The 17,058-nt window shown below is 67.4% G+C and carries 15 protein-coding genes; 10 read left to right on the top strand and 5 right to left on the bottom strand.

Features of this window, described 5'->3' with window-relative positions; all coding sequences use genetic code 11:
* Nucleotides 1-56 precede the first annotated feature (56 nt).
* On the bottom strand, nucleotides 57-1,268 hold the full coding sequence (locus tag BW971_RS08595) for a DUF1501 domain-containing protein (protein ID WP_076478565.1): 1,212 nt from the start codon (nucleotides 1,266-1,268) through the stop codon (nucleotides 57-59).
* 12 nt (nucleotides 1,269-1,280) lie between these two features.
* On the bottom strand, nucleotides 1,281-2,588 hold the full coding sequence (locus BW971_RS08590) for a DUF1800 domain-containing protein (protein ID WP_076478563.1): 1,308 nt from the start codon (nucleotides 2,586-2,588) through the stop codon (nucleotides 1,281-1,283).
* A 108-nt stretch (nucleotides 2,589-2,696) separates the two neighbouring features.
* Here BW971_RS08590 and BW971_RS08585 point away from each other — a divergent pair, with 108 nt between their 5' ends.
* The 3 genes from BW971_RS08585 to fgd are packed head-to-tail and all read left to right on the top strand — an operon-like array spanning nucleotide 2,697 to nucleotide 5,793.
* Nucleotides 2,697-3,368 carry a response regulator transcription factor gene (locus BW971_RS08585; RefSeq protein WP_076478561.1) on the top strand — a complete coding sequence of 224 codons (672 nt, stop codon included), beginning with the start codon at nucleotides 2,697-2,699 and terminating at the stop codon, nucleotides 3,366-3,368.
* Nucleotides 3,365-4,720 carry a sensor histidine kinase gene (locus BW971_RS08580; protein WP_076478559.1) on the top strand — a complete coding sequence of 452 codons (1,356 nt, stop codon included), beginning with the start codon at nucleotides 3,365-3,367 and terminating at the stop codon, nucleotides 4,718-4,720. Before BW971_RS08585 ends, BW971_RS08580 begins: the two co-directional genes overlap by 4 nt.
* Before the next feature lie 53 nt (nucleotides 4,721-4,773).
* Entirely contained in the window at nucleotides 4,774-5,793 is a 1,020-nt protein-coding gene (gene fgd / locus BW971_RS08575; RefSeq protein WP_076478557.1) for a glucose-6-phosphate dehydrogenase (coenzyme-F420), read from the top strand.
* Between the two features lie 168 nt (nucleotides 5,794-5,961).
* Here fgd and BW971_RS08570 read toward each other — a convergent pair whose 3' ends face one another.
* Entirely contained in the window at nucleotides 5,962-6,834 is an 873-nt protein-coding gene (locus BW971_RS08570) for a LysR family transcriptional regulator (protein WP_076478555.1), read from the bottom strand.
* A 119-nt stretch (nucleotides 6,835-6,953) separates the two neighbouring features.
* Between BW971_RS08570 and BW971_RS08565 the strand changes: the two genes are divergently transcribed.
* The 6 genes from BW971_RS08565 (at nucleotide 6,954) to BW971_RS08540 (ending at nucleotide 14,304) form a co-directional block, all read left to right on the top strand.
* Nucleotides 6,954-7,895: a DMT family transporter gene (locus tag BW971_RS08565; protein ID WP_234974306.1), complete on the top strand. Its 942-nt coding sequence runs from the start codon at nucleotides 6,954-6,956 to the stop codon at nucleotides 7,893-7,895.
* Nucleotides 7,896-7,906: 11 nt separating this feature from the next.
* The gene (locus BW971_RS08560; RefSeq protein WP_143690265.1) at nucleotides 7,907-8,086 is read left to right on the top strand and encodes a hypothetical protein; all 180 of its coding nucleotides are present in this window, start codon (nucleotides 7,907-7,909) and stop codon (nucleotides 8,084-8,086) included.
* A gap of 46 nt (nucleotides 8,087-8,132) precedes the next feature.
* Nucleotides 8,133-8,684: a TetR/AcrR family transcriptional regulator gene (locus BW971_RS08555; RefSeq protein ID WP_076478549.1), complete on the top strand. Its 552-nt coding sequence runs from the start codon at nucleotides 8,133-8,135 to the stop codon at nucleotides 8,682-8,684.
* A gap of 106 nt (nucleotides 8,685-8,790) precedes the next feature.
* Entirely contained in the window at nucleotides 8,791-10,860 is a 2,070-nt protein-coding gene (locus tag BW971_RS08550) for a glycosyltransferase family 39 protein (RefSeq protein WP_076478873.1), read from the top strand.
* 148 nt (nucleotides 10,861-11,008) lie between these two features.
* Nucleotides 11,009-13,096 carry a phosphate acetyltransferase gene (pta, locus tag BW971_RS08545; RefSeq protein WP_076478547.1) on the top strand — a complete coding sequence of 696 codons (2,088 nt, stop codon included), beginning with the start codon at nucleotides 11,009-11,011 and terminating at the stop codon, nucleotides 13,094-13,096.
* Nucleotides 13,093-14,304: an acetate kinase gene (locus tag BW971_RS08540; protein WP_076478545.1), complete on the top strand. Its 1,212-nt coding sequence runs from the start codon at nucleotides 13,093-13,095 to the stop codon at nucleotides 14,302-14,304. The genes pta and BW971_RS08540 overlap by 4 nt, the downstream gene beginning before the upstream one ends.
* A gap of 70 nt (nucleotides 14,305-14,374) precedes the next feature.
* On the opposite strand, the gene BW971_RS08535 is transcribed toward BW971_RS08540, so the two are convergent.
* Both BW971_RS08535 and BW971_RS08530 read right to left on the bottom strand, forming a co-directional pair.
* Nucleotides 14,375-15,865, bottom strand: a complete 1,491-nt coding sequence (locus BW971_RS08535) for a DUF222 domain-containing protein (protein WP_076478543.1) — start codon at nucleotides 15,863-15,865, stop codon at nucleotides 14,375-14,377.
* Nucleotides 15,866-16,020: 155 nt separating this feature from the next.
* Nucleotides 16,021-16,491, bottom strand: a complete 471-nt coding sequence (locus tag BW971_RS08530) for a P-loop NTPase family protein (RefSeq protein ID WP_076478541.1) — start codon at nucleotides 16,489-16,491, stop codon at nucleotides 16,021-16,023.
* A gap of 135 nt (nucleotides 16,492-16,626) precedes the next feature.
* On the opposite strand from BW971_RS08530, the gene BW971_RS08525 reads away from it, so the two are divergent.
* A complete protein-coding gene (locus BW971_RS08525) occupies nucleotides 16,627-17,058 on the top strand; it encodes an MmcQ/YjbR family DNA-binding protein (RefSeq protein ID WP_076478539.1) in 432 nt (143 codons plus the stop codon).

Below are 17,058 nucleotides of genomic sequence, written 5' to 3'. Positions count from 1 at the left end.
CAGTCTTTTCTCCGAGGGTGAACGCCCTCCCGCGGTGCCGACCCGATGCGCGACGGTCAGAGAAAACCGACGGGCCTGCGGTCGGACCCGACGGCGGGGGTAGGATCGTTGCCGATGCCCTTGTCGAGTAGTTCGGCGTACACGTCGCGGAAGTCGACGGTGGACTTGAGGTCACCGTCGTCGAGATCCGTCAGACTCGGCTCGTCACCGTAGAAGCCGCCCCGCACCGGCGTGCCTGCCACGAAGACCGGGCCCGCCGTGCCGTGGTCGGTGCCCTGTGAAGCGTTGGCCTTGACCCGCCGTCCGAACTCGGAATACGCCATCAGCACCACGTCCCGTCCGCGGGGATCGCTCGCCATGTCGGTGAGAAACGCCGAGACCGCCTTGTCGAATTCACCGAGCAACCGCTCCTGGGTCTCACGTTCGTCGGCGTGGGTGTCGAATCCACCGATGGTCACCGAGTACACCTTGGTCGGCACCCCGGCTTTGACGCACCGTCCCACGGTCTGCAGCTGTTCGCTCAGTGAGTCGCCTGCTTTCTCCGCGCTGCCTGCGGGCTGCGCGGTCACCACCGGGCCGAAGGTGGCGGCCGCGGCCTTCTCCGCGTCGTAGGAGCGGCAGACCGCGGACTCCGCGGCGGTGTCCGACCCGGCGGGTTGCCCCATCGCCGACAGCGTGGCGACCGCCGACGCGGGCATCCGATGCCCGGTGGTGTTCAGCGCTGCGGCCGTGGACTTCTCGCCTATGGCCAACATGGGCAGCACCGGGCCGACGTTGACCGCGCGCAACGGATCGTCACCGGTCGCGTCGAGCCATCGACCCACCCATCCGGTGTGGACTGCCGAGGCGGGTGTCGCGGTCTGCCAGATGTCCATGGAGCGGAAGTGGCTGTGGTCGGGGTTGGGGTACCCGACGCCGCGGACCACTGCCAATGACCCCTTCTTCCACTGGTCCGCCAAACCGGTCATCGCCGGGTTGAGGGCCAGTGTGTCGTCGAGGTGCAGAACCTTGTCCGGGTCGTAGGCCAGCTCGGCCCGGTTGTCGTGGTATGCGTTGTCCGCGTACGGGATCAGGGTGTTGATGCCGTCGTTGCCGCCATACATGGTGACCAGCACCACCACACCGTCACCGACGGCGCGCGGTCGATCCGCCGCCGCCGAGGTGAGCTCGTCGACGGTCACCGTGGTCACGCCGCCGACCACCCCGAGGGCCGCGAGCACTCCGGACCCCAGGAGGAACCGCCGGCGATCGATGATGGGTGTACGCATGCTGACTCCCGTTCAGGCGGTGAGATATTCGGGGCTGTTGAGAGCAATGGCGGTGAGGGTGGGTGGATCGCCGACGTGCGGTTTCAGTACCGAGACCGTTCGGTCGGAGAACGCGCCGACACCGAGCAGATGCGCCGCGGCATCGATCCGGTCGCCGGGTGCGGCGTCGACCACCGTCGTCACCTGCGGTCGCTTCGTGAGTTTCGTCGCTGTGGCCCAGCGGGTCTCGGCGCCCGCGGTGGACAGCCAGGCCTGACCGCCCGGCCACCCCCCGACGCTGGGCGGACGGAACGGCAGTTGCCCCAGCTTGCGCAGGGTGCCGGTCATCGATGTGAGGTCGCGGGTGTCCACATGCGGGCTCAGTGCGCGGGTCGCGCCGACCACCCAGTCGACCGGTGACATCACGATGGAGCTGTTCGGTGTCGCGAACTCGGGGTCGGTGACGATGCCGGTGATCAGCGCCCGCAGGTCACGGCGCGGCCCGTAGGCCGTGGTGAGGCGTTGCAGCGCAGCGTTCGACGGCGCGGAGGTGCTCGCGAGTTGTTGCCACCAGCGGGTCGCGACGTATCCCTCCGACGCGGGGTGATCCAGCACCGCGTCGCAGAAACCACCCGCGTCGAGGTTGCCGGTCACGCCGAGAACCGTCTTGGACCCGCTGTCGTGTTTGCGGTCGACCAGTGTGGTGGAACCATCGGCATCGGTCCGCCATCCGGTCAGTGCCCTGGCCCCCTCCCGGACGTCGTTCTCGGTGTAGCCGTTGCCGTGCCCGAGCGCGAACAACTCCATGAACTCTCGGGCCAGGTTCTCGTTGGGGGAGTCCTTGACGTTCTTCGAGCCGTCCAGCCACTGCAACATCGCGGCGTCGGTGAGCATGGCGTAGGCGAGTGGGCGGAACTCGCCGAGTCCCATGCTGCGCAGCTTCTCGTTCTGGGCCAACATCGCCTGTGCGCTGCGGACCTTGCCCAGCGATGTCGCGAAGTGGTTGTGCCACAGGAAGGTGAGCTTTTCCGTGGTCGGGTGCTGCGCGGCGACCATCCGGTGGATCCACCAGGTGGTCACCACCTTCTGCTGTTCGGCGATCTGTGCTCGGGCCTTCTTGCGCTCGTCCGCGGACGCCTGTTTACCCGCGGGCGTCAGGTGTGGCAATGACGGTGCGGGGGTGGCCGCGACCCCCTGATCGTCGCGGGTGGGCGCCAACGCCTCGGCGACATATGCGGCCACCCCGCGGCCGACGGCCGCATCCACGTCAACGCCCGTGGCCCCGAAGCCGAGACGACGAACCACCCGAGCGGTCGTCATCCACTCAGCGGATTGGCTCATGCCACCCAGTCTGCGGTCGGTGGATGTTGCCGGGCCAGCGTCATGGGTGGACCTTAAGAACGTCTTCAGGTGGGTGCCCGGCGACGCGCGGCTGGCACAATCGCTGCGGTGGATGCCGCAGTGCTGCTGGTCGAGGACTCGACGCCGATCCGGGTGGCCATCGCCACCGCGTTGGCCGGCGCCGGATGCACCGTGTTGGCCCGCGAGGACGGTGACCGGCTCGACCGCGACCTCGACGAGTTCCGCCCCGACGTGGTGCTGCTCGATGTGATGCTTCCCGGCACCGACGGTTTCGGGTTGTTGGAGACGGTCCGGGTGCGCAGCGACGCAGGCATCCTGATGGTGACGGCGCGTGATGCGGTGGCCGACCGACTCCGCGGGTTGACCGACGGCGCCGACGACTACATCACCAAGCCTTTCGAGATGGCGGAGCTGGTGGCGCGCGTGCACGCGGTGCTGCGCCGCCGCGGCCGCACCGCGACCACGATCCGGATCGACGACCTGGTGATCGACCCGGACGCCGCGGTGGTGATGCGTGCCGGGAACACCGTCGCGCTCACGGCCACCGAGTTCCGGATGCTCACCTTCCTGGCGCAACGTCGGGGCCGGGTGCTGACCAAGACGCAGATCCTCACCGCGGTATGGGGTTACGAACACTACGATCCGAATCTGGTGGAGGTCCACGTCAGCGCGTTGCGTCGCAAACTCGAAGAACACGGCCCGCGGTTGCTGCACACCGAACGCGGGATCGGCTACACCCTCGACGTGGCCCGGTCGTGACCGTACCGGCGTCGCGCTTCCGCACCCGGTCGCTGCGCGCCCGGGTCGTCGCCGTCGCGGTGGGGGTGCTGGCGGTGGTGCTGGTGGCGATCGTCGCGATCACCGCGAGCCTGTTCACCGTGTCGGCGCACCACGACGTGAACAACCTGCTCGCCGATCGGGCGGCCTACGCCCAACAGTTGGCGAAGACCGCGGGCTCACCGCAGATCTTCATCAACCGGCTCGACGGTCACTCGGTGCGTGCCCAACTGACCCTGTCCGACGGGACCGTGGTGGGGCGGGCGTTGCCACCCGCCGACAGCGAGGCGCGACGCACGGTGCGACTGCGGGCGGGTCGACCCTGGTCGAGCGACGCGGTGGTGGTCCTATCGGTGGACAACAAGCTGGTCGACCGCCTGCAGGGCGAACTGATGTGGGGCCTGGGGATCACCGGGGTGGGCGCGCTGGTGGTGACCGCGCTGCTGCTGCTGGTCGGGGTCCGCTACGCGCTGGCCCCGTTGGACGCGATGACCGCGCTGGCGAGATCGATCAGCCGCGGCCGTCGTGGAGAGCGACTGTCGCCGCGCCGGTCGGACACCGAACTGGGTCGCACGGCGGCGGCCTTCGACGACATGCTGGATTCGTTGGAGGGGGCCGAGGCCCGGGAGCGTGCCGCCCAGCAGTCGGTGCGACGCTTCGTCGCCGACGCCGCTCATGAGTTGCGCACCCCCATCGCCGGTGTGCAGGCGGTCGCAGAGACGTTGTTGCAACAGCGGCATGACGCTCCGGTCGCCGACCGGGAACAGCTGTACGTGCTGCTGATCGAGGAGGCGCGGCGCGCGGGCAGACTGGTCGACGACATGGTCGACATGGCCCGCATCGACGCCGGGCTCACGTTGAGCCCGCGCCCGACGGACCTGTTCGCGCTGGCCACCGAGCAGGTCACCCGCGCGTCGTTGTTGCATCCGCAGGTGCGGGTGGGCATCGACGGTGCACCGGTGCGGGTGGTGGCCGATCCGGGCCGGATCAGCCAGATCATCGCCAACCTGGTGGACAACGCCTGTCAGGCCACCCCGCCCGAGGGCGCGGTACAGGTGACGGTCGGCGCCTCCGACGGTTGGGCGCATGTGATCGTCGCCGACACCGGACCGGGTGTTCCCGAGGCCGACCGCGCGCGCATCTTCGAGCGGTTGGTCCGCCTCGATCACTCCCGTGATCGCCGCACCGGTGGGTCCGGGCTCGGATTGGCGCTCGCCCGGGGATTGGCGCGCGCGCACGGCGGTGACGTCGTGTACGCGGCCGGCGCCGAGCACCCCGGTGCGGTGTTCCGTCTCGATCTGCCCGGACCGGTCGCTCGGTCGGTGGAGGGTTAGGTTGGATGGGGAAGCAGATCACGGCAGCGATCCCCTCGGGACAGGAGTAGGCAGTGGCGGTAGGACTGAAGCTCGGATACAAGGCGTCGGCCGAACAGTTCGATCCCCGCGAGCTGGTGGAGATCGCGGTGTCCGCGGAGGAGTACGGGATGGACTCCGTCGCCGTCAGCGACCACTTCCAGCCGTGGCGACACAACGGTGGGCACGCCCCGTTCTCATTGGCCTGGATGGCCGCGGTCGGAGAGCGCACCTCGCGGGTGCAGATCGGTACCTCGGTTATGACCCCGACCTTCCGCTACAACCCCGCGGTGATCGCTCAGGCCTTCGCCTCGATGGCGTGTCTGTACCCCGGCCGCATCATGCTGGGGGTGGGTACCGGTGAGGCGCTCAACGAATACGCCACCGGATTCCAGGGTGAGTGGCCGGAGTTCAAGGAGCGCTTCGCCCGGTTACGCGAGGCCGTCCGCCTGATGCGCGAACTGTGGACCGGTGACGAGGTGAACTTCGACGGCGAGTACTACCACACCCAGGGCGCCTATATGTACGACGTCCCCTCTGACCCGGTGCCGGTCTACATCGCCGCGGGCGGCCCGGTGGTCGCCCGGTACGCAGGACGTTCGGGCGACGGTTTCATCTGCACCTCGGGCAAGGGAATGGAGCTGTACACCGAGAAGCTCATCCCGGCCGTCGAGGAGGGTGCGGAGAAGGCGGGCCGCGACGTGGCCGACATCGACAAGATGATCGAGATCAAGATCTCCTACGATCCGGATCCCGATCTGGCCCTGGAGAACACCCGGTTCTGGGCTCCGTTGTCGCTGACGCAGGAACAGAAGCACAGCGTGAACTCGTCGACCGAGATGGAGCGCCTGGCCGACGAACTGCCCATCGAGCAGGTGGCCAAGCGGTGGATCGTGGCGTCGGATCCCGACCAGGCGGTGGAGGCGGTCAAGCAGTACACCGACGCCGGGCTGAATCACCTGGTGTTCCACGCGCCCGGTCACGACCAGCAGCGCTTCCTGGAGAACTTCCAGCGTGACCTGGAGCCGCGACTGCGCAAGCTGTCGGTGGGTTAGCGGTCACGCGGCTGCCCGCGCGCGCAGCAACTCGACCGCGCGTATCACTCGCGACGGGTCACGCGGCTGCCCGCGCGCGCAGCAACTCGACCGCGCGTATCACTCGCGACGGGTCACGCGGCTGCCCGCGCGCGCAGCAACTCGACCGCGCGTATCACTCGCGACGGGTCACGCGGCTGCCCGCGCGCGCAGCAACTCGACCGCGCGTATCACAGTGGGGTTGTCGGGACAGCGGTCGCTGACCCGCAACGCGACGTGGCGCATGGGCGTCGGATCGACGAGCGGTACCGCGCGTACCGAAGGCGGCAGCTGCCCGAGGCCGAGTCGGGGGATCACCGTCACGCCGACGCCCTCGGCGACGAAGCGAACCGCCGTCGGATAGTCGTAAGTCTGTACCCGGAACGACGGACTGAAACCGACTGTCGCGCACGCCGCCAATACGTTCTCCCGGCAGGGACCGCGCGCGGCGTCATTGTCGACCCACACCGCGTCGCGCAGATCCGAGAGCGGGATTGCCGCGCGGGCGGCGTATTCGGAGTCGGCAGGCACGACCGCGAGATAGGGCTCGTCCAGCAGTCGGATCGTTCCGGGCTCGTCATCGGAGGTGCGGGCGACGAAGATCTCGATGTCGGCCGCGGTGCTGTCCTCGCGTAGTTCGAAGAGCCGCAGGTCCATTCGGACGTCGGGGAACTCGCGGGTCAACACGGCGATGACCGGTGGGATCCATGCGGCCCCGGCCGACGAGAAGTACTCGATGGACAGGTTGCCGGTGCGACCGGATCGGAGGTCGGCGACCAGCGAGTCGACCTCGGCGATGCTGTGGAAGACGGTGGCACTGCGGTCGGCCAAGATGCGCCCGGTGTCGGTGGGCACCAACCCCCGGCCCCGCCGTTCCACCAGGGTGAGTCCGGTCTCGCGTTGCAGTGCCGCCATGTGCTGGCTGACCGCCGAGGCGGTGTACCCCAACCCGACGGCCGCGCCGGCGATGGACCCGTCGGCGATGACGGCGCGGAACACTCGGAGGCGATGGATGTCGATCACACCTGGCGACTCTACAGCGAGACTGATGTATCGGTAAGAACTATTCGCTTGTGCTTACTGCTGCGTGGAGGGCATCGTGACACACGAACCGCGAGAGGAGTGACCTGATGGTGCGTCGGATGGATGCCAGTACGGCTGCCGTGGCCGCGGCGGTGGTGACGATGCTGCTGTGGGCATCGTCGTTCGTGGTCATCCGCTTCACCGGCACGTACTTCTCACCGGGTGTGATGGCATTCTGCCGATTGTTCGTGGGGACGCTGGCGTTGGCGGTCGTCGCCGTACGCCACCGTAGTCGTCTGCCGCGCGGGCGGTCGCTGGCGTTGGTGTTGATCTACGGCGTGCTGTGGTTCGGCGCCTACACGGTGCTACTCAACTGGGCCGAGCGACATCTCGACGCCGGAACCGCGTCGCTACTGGTCAACTTCGCGCCGATCATCGTCGCCGTCGCCGCGGGACTGTTCCTCGGCGAGGGTTTCCCGCGGCCGCTGATCGTCGGGATGACCACCGCTTTCGTCGGTGTGGTCGTGATCGCCGTCGGTGGCAGCGGCGGCGGCACCAACGACCTGCTGGGCATCTCGTTGGGGCTGGTCACCGCGCTCCTCTACGCCGCAGGGGTGCTCACCCAGAAGGCGGCGCTGCGCAGTGTCGATTCGCTCACCGCCACCTGGGTCGGCTGCGCCGCAGGCATGCTCGCCACGGTCCCGTTCGCACCGTCGAGCATCGGCGAACTCGCCCACGCACCGGCATCGGCCGTCGTCGGGGTGATCTACCTCGGTGTCGGACCCACTGCGATCGCCTTCACCACCTGGGCGTTCGCGCTGACCCGTACCGATGCGGGCAAGCTGGCGGCGACGTCACTGGCGGTACCCGCACTGGCGATCCTGCTGTCGTGGCTGACCCTGGGCGAGGTGCCCACGATCTACGGTTTCGTCGGTGGGACGCTCTGTCTGGGTGGGGTCGCGATGAGTCGCCGACCACCCCGTACCGCTGCTCCCGTGGTGACCGATCACGACACCGACCCCGTTGTGCGTCCTCTCACTCCGAGTCGCGATCTCACGTGAAGCTTCCTATGGTGGGCGTCGTTCCGCGAGTCAGTGCCGACTCCTCGGCCAGTACCCGTAGAAAGCAGTTCATCGTCATGCAGTTCTTCCCGGTTCTCGTGGTGACGCAGTGCTTCGTCACCGCCACCTGGGCCCTGGTCATGATCGGCGGCTTCTTGCTGTCCCGCGTCGACGACGTCCCCTCCGAGTGATCGCGTCCCGCCTCACCACGACCGCCCGTCGCTTACCGTCTGAGCAATGGAACGAGATCGCCTGGTCGACGTCGGCGTGGGGGTCATCTCCCGATTCGGTGCCCGCGCGCTGAGCCTGACGTCCGTCGCGCGGCACGCGGGGGTGGGGCGCGCCACCGCCTACCGGATGTTCGGTGGTCGTGACGCTCTGGTCGCCGCCATCGTCGACCGTGAGGTCGCGGTGCTCAGCGTCCACCTCGGTGGCTGGGCGGCCGAGAAGGTGACGCCCGAGGACAAGGTCCGCAACCAGGTCGTCAACGTGCTCGCCTACATCCGCGAGCATCAGGCCCTGCAGTACGTACTGCGCAACGAACCCGAGGAAATCGCCGCCGCCCTGGTCTCCGGCCCCGACTCGGAGTCGCGCAGCACCGTCGTCGACCGCATCATCGACGTCTGCATGCCGACCATGGACCCGGCATTCGCAGAGGTCGCGATCCCCGATCCGCGGTCGGCCGCCGAACTCATGGTGCGCATCATCTACACCTTCATGCTGATCCCCAACACCGCGATGACCGACGAACAGCTCGCGGACGCGGTGGTCCGCGCGACCATCGGCTGAGTGGATCAGATCGGCGGCGACGCTCACAGCTTTCTCCCAGCGCGGACCCAGGGTGGGCGGAGCGCCCTCTTCCAGAGTGGGTACATCGACATCCTGAGGAGGAATGATGACCGCAGTCCTGGAGCGGCCCCGGGCCCAGTCTCCTGACAACCAACCACCGCCGTCGCGGCACCGTCGCCGGCACAGGGCGGTGCCCTGGAGTCCGTTCGCACTCGGCGGACTGCTGATCGTCACGGCCGTGCTGTATCTGTGGAAGCTGTCGGCCAGCGGATACGCCAACACCTTCTATGCGGCGGCCGCGCAGGCAGGTGCGCAGAGCTGGAAGGCATGGTTCTTCGGCGCGCTGGACTCGTCGAGTTTCATCACCGTCGACAAGCCACCTGCCTCGCTGTGGGTCACCGGTCTGTCGGTCCGCATCTTCGGGATGAACAGCTGGGCAGTGCTGGTGCCGCAGGCGTTGATGGGCGTGGCAGCGGTCGCCCTGGTCTACGCCACCATGCGCCGCATCATCGCCGACCCCCGGCAGGGTACGGTCGCCGGGCTGATCGCCGGTGCGGTGTTGGCCTTCACCCCCGCCGCGGCCCTGATGTTCCGGTTCAACAACCCGGATGCGCTCCTCGTGCTGCTCATGGTCGTCGGCGGATATGCCCTGGCGCGTGCCGTTGCGACCAATTCCGGTCGGTGGCTCGCGCTGGTCGGAGTGGCGCTCGGTTTCGCCTTCCTGACCAAGATGCTGCAGGGTCTGCTGGTGCTGCCGGCCTTCGGCCTCGCCTACCTGGTGTTCGCCAACAACGGCTGGGTCAAGCGCATCGCCCACCTGCTGATGGCCACGGCCGCGTTGATCGCGTCGGCGGGGTGGTTCGTGGTGGTCACCATGCTGGTTCCCGCATCGGCACGCCCCTACATCGGCGGTTCCACCGACAACACGTTCATGGACCTCGTCCTTGGTTACAACGGCGTCGGCCGGATCTCCGGTCAGGGCGGCGGTGGCATGGGCGGCGGCGGTCAGGCCGGTAGCTCCTTCGGCGGATCCACCGGACTGTCCCGGCTGTTCAGCTCCGAGATGGGCAACGAGATCTCCTGGCTGCTGCCGGTCGCGCTTTTCGCGCTCGCCTTCGCGCTCTACCTCATGTTCCGCAGCTTCCTGTGGTCGACGTTCGACAACGGGGTCACCCGGCGTGAGGCCGCCGGTGTCGTCGCCTGGGGTGGCTGGCTGGTCGTCACCGGGCTGGTCTTCAGTTACATGAGCGGCACCATCCACCCGTACTACACGGTGGCGCTGGCCCCGGCGATCGCGATGATGGTCGGCCTGGGCGGAGCCTTCGCCTGGCGTCGGCGTGACCACTGGGACGGCCGGATCGCGTTGGGCGCCCTGATCGGACTGGCCGCATGGTGGTCGATCGTGCTGCTGAACCGCAACGACTTCGGTCCGGTCTGGTGCCGCTGGTTGATCGGTGCAGCCGCGGGAATCGCGGTGCTCGGTGTGCTGGCCGGCAGTGTGCTGCGGCTGCGCAAGCTGGTCGCCGCGGCCGTTCTGGTGGGCGCGCTGGCCGGATTCGGTGGCACCGCGGCTTTCGGTGTCGCTACCGCGAACACCGCGCACAGCGGTTCCATCCCCACTGCGGTACAGACCTCGTCGTCGAGCGGCGGCATGGGTGGACCCGGTGGCGGTATGGGCGGTGGCCAGGGCGGCGGGACCCCGCCCGGACAGAGTCAGAGCGGCTCGAACACCTCACAGAACGGTCAGGGTCAGAACGGATCCGGCCAGAACGGCTCGGGCACGGCCAAGTCGGGGACCGCGACGTCGGGACAGCGTCCCTCGGGCGGCATGGGTGGCGGCGGAGGCATGGGCGGCAGTCAGTCCAATTCGGAACTGACCGCGCTGCTCAAGTCGACCACCACCACCTGGGCGGCCGCGACCAGCGGCTCGCAGTCCGCGGCCGGTTACGAGATCTCGACCGGAAAGGCCGTGATGGCCATCGGTGGCTGGAGCAACGACCCCGCTCCGACGCTGGCTCAGTTCATCCAGTACGTGAAGGAGGGCAAGATCGCCTACTACATCGGCGGTGGACAGGGTGGCGGCCCCGGCGGCGGCAACTCGGAGATCGCGACCTGGGTGAGCCAGCACTACACGGCCACCACGGTCGGTGGGACCACGGTATACAAGCTGATCTGATCCCACTCCCGCACGCCTGACGGCAACCGGCCTGTCCCGACCATCGCGTCGGGGCGGGCCGGTTCGTCGTGAGAGGTCAGCGGGAACTGTCCCGACCGATCCGAGTCACCCTTCACTGTTTACCGCCGACCTGGCTAGGCTGACGCCCATGGGGGCAGACACCGCAACGTCGAGCAGCATCTTTATCGCGTCCCCGGAGGGGGACACCGGGAAGTCCACCATCGCACTCGGTGTGCTGCATCTGTTGACTGCCACCGGTGGCCGGGTCGGGGTGTTCCGCCCGATCGCCCGTACGTCCGACGGTGAGCGCGATTACATCCTGGAGTTGCTCATCGAGCACGACTCCACCGATCTGCGCTACGAGGACTGCATCGGGGTCACCTACGAGGAGGTGCACAACGATCCTGAGGCGACCCTGGCCGAGATCGTCGACCGGTTCCACGCGGTACAGCAGCGGTGCGATTCGGTGCTGGTCATCGGCTCGGACTACACCGACGTGGCGAGTCCGTCGGAGCTCAGCTTCAACGCCCGGATCGCTGCGAATCTCGGCACCCCGATGTTGCTGGCTCTGAAGGCCGCCGACCGCACACCCGCCGAAGTCAAGGCGCTGGCCGAGTTGTGTCTGGTGGAGGTGCGCAATGCCCACGCCCACGCGGTGGCCCTGATCGCGAACCGGTGCGCACCCGACGAGCTCGACGCGGTGCGCGAGGCGCTGGAGTCGACGGACCTGCCCGCCTGGACCTTGCCGGAAGACCCCTTGCTCATCGCGCCGACGATGCGGGAGTTGCTCGACGAGCTCGACGGTGAGCTGTACTCCGGTGATCCGGAACTCTTGTCGCGCGAGGCGTTGCACGTGTTGGTGGGTGGGATGACCGCCGAACACATTCTCGAACGCCTGACCGAGGGAGTCGCGGTGATCGCCCCCGCGGACCGGTCGGACGTGCTCCTGGCCCTGGTGACCGCGAATGCGGCGCAGGGGTTTCCCAAGCTGAGCGGCATCATCCTCAACGGTGGTCTGCGCCCGCATCCGATGATCTCGCAACTGGTTGCCGGTCTGAAACCGTCGTTGCCGATCATCTGCTGCGAGCAGGGCACCTACGAGACCGCCCGGGCGGCGGCGCACGCTCGCGGTCGGGTGGGGGTCTCGTCGGTGCGCAAGATCGACACCGCGCTCACCTTGATGGAGGAGCATGTCGACTCGTCGTCGTTGTTGTCGAGTCTGCAGTTGTCGGTGCCGGAGGTCGTGACACCGCAGATGTTCGAGTACGAGCTCATCGCGCGGGCGAAGGGTGATCGCAAACGCATCGTCCTCCCCGAGGGCGACGATGACCGGATCCTGCGGGCAGCCGGCCGGCTGTTGCACCGCAAGGTCGCGGACCTGGTCATCCTCGGTGATCGCGACACGGTCTCGAGCAGAGCGGAAGAACTGGGTGTCGACCTGTCCGATGCCGAGGTCATCGACCCTGCCGGTTCGGATCTGTTCGACCGCTTCGTCGACGAATACGTGGAGTTGCGCAAGCACAAGGGCGTGACCAAGGACCGGGCTCAGCAGATCATGCGCGACGTGTCGTATTTCGGCACCATGATGGTCGCCGACGGACTGGCCGACGGCATGGTCTCCGGGGCCGCGCACACCACGGCGCACACCATTCGCCCGGCCTTCGAGATCATCAAGACGGTGCCCGGGGTGTCGACGGTCTCGAGTGTGTTCTTCATGTGTCTGGCCGACAAGGTGCTCGCCTACGGCGACTGTGCGATCGTGCCGGACCCCAGCGCGGAGCAACTTGCCGACATCGCCATCTCGTCGGCCACCACCGCCGAGCAGTTCGGCATCGAGGCGCGGGTTGCGTTGCTGTCGTACTCCACCGGTGAGTCCGGCAGCGGCGCCGACGTCGACAAGGTGCGTGAGGCCACGGGGTTGGTGCGCGAGCGGGCGCCCGAAGTGTCGGTGGAGGGGCCGATCCAGTACGACGCGGCGGTGGAGCCGTCCGTGGCGTCGACCAAGATGCCCGACTCGGAGGTCGCCGGTCGGGCCACCGTGTTGGTGTTCCCGGATCTGAACACCGGCAACAACACGTACAAGGCGGTGCAGCGCAGCGCGAACGCGGTTGCCATCGGGCCGGTGCTGCAGGGCCTGCGCAAACCGATCAACGACCTGTCACGTGGAGCGCTGATCTCCGACATCGTGAACACCGTTGCCATCACGGCGATCCAAGCTCAGGAGATCGAAGAATGAGCGCACCCGACGTCCGCGGTGCGGTCCTGGTCCTCAACGCGGGATCGTCGTCACTGAAGTACCAACTCCTCGAGCCGCACAGTGCCGCGGTGCTGGCCAGCGGGATCGTCGAGCGAATCGGTGACGACGATGCCGGCGCGACGCACACGGCGGGGGACGAGACCGCGGAGTTCCATGGTGCGTTGGCCGATCAGCATGCGGCGTTGGAGACCGCGCTGTCGTTGTTCCGGGAGACCGGGATCGACCTCGGGGGCGCCGGTCTGGCCGCCGTGGGGCACCGGTTGGTACACGGCGGGAAGGATTTCTACCGGCCGACATTGGTGGACGACGGGGTGGTCGACGAGATCGAGCGCATCTCCGACCTGGCGCCCCTGCACAATCCGGTCAACCTGGCGGGCATCGTGGCGATGCGAAAGCTGCTGCCCGACGTGCCGTCGGTGGCGGTGTTCGACACTGCCTTCTTCCACGATCTGCCGGCGGCGGCGTCGACATATGCGATCGACCGTGAGGTGGCGCAGCAGTACTCCATCCGGCGCTATGGATTTCACGGAACCAGCCATCAGTATGTGAGCGAGCGGGTGACGGAGTACCTGGGTCGCGACGCGACATCGGTGAACCAGATCGTGCTGCATCTGGGTAACGGTGCGTCGGCGTCGGCGATCCGTGGCGGTAAGCCCATCGACACCAGCATGGGGATGACCCCGATGGAGGGGTTGGTGATGGGTACCCGTAGCGGTGACATCGACCCCGGGGTGCTCACGTATCTGCAACGGGTCGGCGGATTCGACGCCGCAGAGGTGGACACATTGCTAAACCGCAACTCGGGTCTACGAGGGTTGTGTGGCGAGAACGACTTCCGCACGATCGACCGGCTGATCTCCGACGGGGACGACAACGCCCGGTTGGCCTACGACGTGTACATCCATCGGCTGCGCAGCTACATCGGTGCGTACCTCATCGGACTGGGCGAGGTGGATGCGATCACCTTCACCGCCGGTGTGGGTGAGAACTCTCCGACGGTGCGGGCGGATGCCCTGGACGGGTTGTCCCGATTCGGCATCCACATCGATGCGGAACGAAATACATTGCGCAGCAAAGAAGCGCGCACGATATCCACCGATGACTCGCAGGTCACGGTGCTGGTGGTGCCGACCAACGAAGAACTGGCCATTGCTCGTCAGGCTTTCGAGGTGGTGGAGGGACAGTAGGCGCCGGGTGCGGAGCTGCGCTCGTCGTCTGTGATCGAGCGACATGCAGTTCAGTACCGACAAGCACCTCTTAGAACGGTGGTGGGTCGGATTCGTCATCGTCCTTCCTCGTTCGGCGGTTGCGTTCCCGTTCGTGGTGGCGGCGGGCGTGTTTGTCTGCCAGGCGGGGGCGGCGTCTGGTGGGTTGGTGCGGTGTGGGTGGTGGGGGACCGTTCGGTGGGGCGGTGAACTCGATGTCGCCGAGCTGGGGGTGTAGGTCGTAGCCGGTGTGGGCGGGTCCGTCGACGGTGAGCCCTTCCGGGGTGGTGATGGTGACCTCCGGGCGGCCATGGTCGTCAATGGTTTGGTCGTCGAGGAATTCGGTGAATGTCTTCACCCCGTGGTGAAACGGGCACTTGAAGTTCATGTCCTCGGGTTTGGTTTGACCACCCTGGTCGGGGTTGTCGTGGTCGTATTCGGTGACGTGGTCGGCGTCGCAGCGCATCGCCGGTTGGTCACATCCGGGCCACACACAGTACTGGTCGCGCATCCACAGGAACCGGGCCAGCGCCGCAGACGGGCGGTACGGGTCGCCGGGTTGGGTTGCTGATCCACCGGTCAGTCGCCGGACGATCGCATCCGGTCGCAGCGCGAGGTCGCGGATGTGCTCGGCGGAGATGACGCCATACCCGGGCATGAACCCCGGCTTTCCGCCGTGCTTGAGGTGGGTGGTGGTGGTGTCGGCGACGACGTGGATCACCACCGAGGTGCCCGGCCCGGTCGGGGTGGCATCCCAACCCTGGGCTGCGGCGCAGTCCGGGTCCCCACACAAACATTCCCACGGCACACCGGTGGTCAATGCGACCAGCGCGTCCGACCGCCGCGCTGCCTTCGTGCGCGGATCGTTGGCACACACGTGGTCGGCGGCGGCGTGCACCCGCTGCGCCAACAACAGGGTGTTCTCCGCAGTCATCGACGCCCCCACCACACCCATGCCGTCGGCGTCGTTCTCGGTCCAGAACGCGCGGGCGTCCTTGGCGACCTGCCGGCGTTCACGCACCCCGTCGGGGTCGTGGGTGTACACGATCCGGTCGACCATGTCGCGTAACCGGTTCGTCGACCACGAACCCCTGCGTCGCAAACACTCGGCGATTGCCGCATCCACCATGGCCGCGATGGTCTCGTCGGTGATCAGGTCGGTGCGGGACACGATGGTGCGGATGTGTTGTGGGGCGACTGCCCCGTCGCGCAGGCACAGCAACACCTGCGGCAGTCGGTCACGTAGTGCGACCGCCCGCGCCAGCAAGCCTTCGGCGGACACCTGCGCGATCGACAACACCGTCGCGATACGGGTGGCACACAACGCGGTCGAGTCGATCATCCGGTAGTCGGTGAGCACCTCCTCACCGACCAGTTGGGTATGCAGTTCGGCGGCAAGCCGATACCGCTGCCATTCCAGGAACGACTGCCCCGCGGTGGCGTGTGCCAGCTCGGTGAGCAGATCGTTGACCGGGACCCCATCGACGTCGCCGAGCAGCCCGAATGCTGCCGGTGACTCACCCGCCCAACGACTCTCGATCATAGGTTCGATTGTAGAGACGGGGTACGACAATCTCTCTGCCGTTGCGTCCGGCCCGCAGCGGAAGGCAGGCGGGACCCAGAGCGGTCCAAACCCCCATCGGCCCGCCCGGTTCCCGCCAAGAACTCACATACGGCTCAGAGGTCCGTGTGGACTGGTCACGGTCCCTTGCGGAGGTCGGCGAGGAGCGCATCCACCTCGGAGGGAGTCCTGAGCGTGTAGGTGCGTGCCCGGGTGTTTCGATGTGCGGCCGCGGTGATGCGGGGAAGACTGTCACGTCGATAGCGGACAAGCCAGCGCCAGAAGTCCCAGGTTTCGCGGGACCGGTACAGGGCGCGTGGCACGCAGATCCGGAGTGGAAAGTCGAGGATGATGATGGTGTCTGCGCGAGCAAGCCGGAGGGCGAGTTGGCGATCGTGATCGCCGAGGTCGCCGTCGATTATCCAGTGTTCGTGTGCGATCAGTCGCTGGTGAGTGCGCTGCCAGGCCTCGGGCGGAGTTGGTGTCGGACCTGGTTGCCAGAACAGCGCGTCGAGCTCGATGAGTGGCACATCGAGTAGCCCCGCGAGTTGTACGGCCAGAGTCGACTTTCCCGCAGCGCCGCGGCTCAGGACTGCGATGCGTTTCATACAACCCCTCTGACGATCGGTCCTCGATCCGTCCTCATTGTGCGGCACATCGTGGCCGGAAAGCCGGATCCAACTGTCTGCGTTCCGCGACTGGATCTGCAAGACCCCACCGACCTGACGGACTACCCTCCGTGCATGGGGCACCGATCGCGTCAGGCCCGCGTCGCGGACATCCGCGACATCGCGATGTCCATGCCGCACGTCACCGAGTTACCCGGGTCGCAGGGCAAGCCCGTCTTCCAGGTCGGCGGTCGCTCGTTCGTCTTCTTCCGCAACCCACGACCCGACGCCGTCGATCCGGACACCGGTGAGCGATACCCGGACGTGGTCGTGTTCTGGACGCCGTCGGAGGCGGACAAACAGGCGCTGATCCAGGACGACGACCTGCCGTTCTTCACCACGCCGCACTTCGACGGACACCTGTCCGTGCTGCTCCGGGCCTCTCGGGTCGGTGAGTTGTCCCTACGGGAACTGACCGAGATCATTCAGGACGCGTGGCTGTCGCGTGCGTCGGGCGCACGAGCCCGAAACTGGCTCGCGGCGCAGGGGTTCGACGAGAGTACTTGA

This window comes from Williamsia sterculiae, from assembly GCF_900156495.1.
In the GTDB taxonomy this organism is placed as follows: domain Bacteria; phylum Actinomycetota; class Actinomycetes; order Mycobacteriales; family Mycobacteriaceae; genus Williamsia_B; species Williamsia_B sterculiae.
The sequence above is the reverse complement of the archived record's forward strand: the minus strand, read 5'-3'. Positions and strand labels throughout refer to the sequence as shown.